The sequence below is a fragment of the Vibrio sp. OPT46 genome, assembly GCF_015163535.1.
Lineage (GTDB): Bacteria > Pseudomonadota > Gammaproteobacteria > Enterobacterales > Vibrionaceae > Vibrio > Vibrio alginolyticus.
This window is the reverse complement of record NZ_JADDYG010000092.1, coordinates 119,124-120,961: the sequence shown is the minus strand read 5'-3', so window position 1 is coordinate 120,961 and position 1,838 is coordinate 119,124. Positions and strand designations below refer to the sequence as shown.

Genomic DNA, 1,838 nt, shown 5'->3' with positions numbered 1-1,838 from the left:
TAAGGAATGAACACATTTAAGATCAGCGAGCTCGCGAAAGAGTTCGACATTACTACTCGAAGCATTCGCTTCTACGAAGATTTAGGTCTCCTAACTCCAGAACGTAAAGGCAACACTCGAATCTACAATGGTCGTGATCGAATTCGACTAAAACTGATTTTGCGAGGTAAGCGATTGGGCTTTTCTCTTGCAGATATCAAAGAGTTATTTGAACTCTACGATACCGATCAAAGTACTGAGCAGTTGAACTATATGATTCGGTTGATCGAAGAGAAGAAGGCAGCATTGCAACAGCAAGCAAACGACATTCAAGCGGTAATGATGGAGTTAAATGCTGCGCAGTTGCGATGCCAAAACACACTGAGATCCATGAAAGGCGAAAAAGTCACCTAACACCTCAACTCTGGGATGTAGGTGACGTAAAGGCAAGGACACGCAATGAAATCTACCTACTCTTCCCTGAACTTTGTTTATGACGAAAATACCGATTTGCTTCGCGAGCAAATCAATAGTTTTGCTGCAAGAGAAATTGCGCCGCTAGCGCAATCTATCGACCAAACTAACGACTTTCCAAACCATCTTTGGTCCAAATTAGGTGACATGGGTCTTTTAGGTGTGACCACCAGCGAAGAGTTTGGTGGTGCAGGCATGGGCTATCTCGCCCACGTTATCGCTATGGAAGAAATCAGCCGAGCATCCGCTTCGGTTGCGTTAAGTTACGGCGCTCACTCCAACCTTTGCGTCAACCAAATCCACCGTAACGGCACACAAGCGCAAAAAGAGAAATACCTACCTAAGCTCATCTCCGGTGAACATATCGGCGCCCTTGCTATGAGTGAACCCGGCGCCGGCTCTGATGTGGTCTCTATGCAGCTTAAAGCCGAACGTAAAGGCGATATTTTCCTATTAAATGGCAACAAAATGTGGATCACCAACGGCCCTGATGCACACACCTATGTTGTCTACGCAAAAACCGACCCAAGCCAGCACTCCAAAGGCATCACGGCATTTATTGTGGAACGCGGATTCCCTGGATTTACTCAAGCACAAAAACTCGACAAGTTGGGTATGCGCGGCTCGAATACGTGTGAGCTGGTCTTCCAAAACTGCGAAGTCCCTGCGGAAAATATTCTCGGCGAAGAAAACCAAGGCGTGAAAGTATTGATGAGCGGCCTCGACTACGAACGTGTGGTGCTTGCAGGCGGCCCACTTGGCATCATGCAGGCGTGTATGGATATCGTTGTGCCTTACATTCACGACCGTAAACAGTTCGGTAAATCCATCGGTGAATTCCAGCTAGTTCAAGCAAAAATTGCGGATATGTACACACAAATGAATGCCGCTAAAGCGTATGTTTACGCCGTCGCTGCCGCTTGTGATCGGGGTGAAACCACCCGTAAAGATTCTGCTGGCGCGATCCTCTACAGCGCAGAGCTGGCAACCAAGATGGCACTGGATGCGATTCAACTACTTGGCGGTAACGGCTACATCAACGAGTTTGATACGGGCCGTTTGTTGCGAGATGCCAAGCTGTATGAAATCGGTGCGGGCACTTCAGAAATTCGCCGCATGCTTATTGGTCGCGAATTGTTTAACGAAAGCGCTTAATAGTCATACCTAGGCGTTCTAACTCGAAACAACTTCCTTATTCAATCTAAATCTTATTCAACCTAAATAAAGACGGGTAGTGACACCCGTCTACCGAATGGAGATCGGCTATTTATGGCTTGTTTGACGACCAATATTAATACCCATTCCGAGCAGTATCAGGAAAACTACCGCTCTATGGCGTCGCTTGTAGATCAACTTTATACCGTGACTGCGCAAATCGAAGATGG

The 1,838-nt window shown here is 47.0% G+C and carries 2 protein-coding genes; both read left to right on the top strand.

What is annotated here, in order from left to right; genetic code table 11:
• The first annotated feature begins 6 nt into the window (after positions 1–6).
• A complete protein-coding gene (locus IQR33_RS03970; protein WP_005373242.1) occupies positions 7–393 on the top strand; it encodes a MerR family transcriptional regulator in 387 nt (128 codons plus the stop codon).
• A gap of 45 nt (positions 394–438) precedes the next feature.
• Entirely contained in the window at positions 439–1,608 is a 1,170-nt protein-coding gene (locus tag IQR33_RS03965) for an isovaleryl-CoA dehydrogenase (RefSeq protein WP_005373245.1), read from the top strand.
• The last annotated feature ends 230 nt before the right edge of the window (positions 1,609–1,838 follow it).

Excerpts from the sequence above, each read along its gene's own strand:
- IQR33_RS03970 (WP_005373242.1), top strand. The coding sequence starts at position 7 with ATGAACACATTTAAGATCAGCGAGCTCGCGAAAGAGTTCGACATTACT.
- IQR33_RS03965 (WP_005373245.1), top strand. The coding sequence starts at position 439 with ATGAAATCTACCTACTCTTCCCTGAACTTTGTTTATGACGAAAATACC.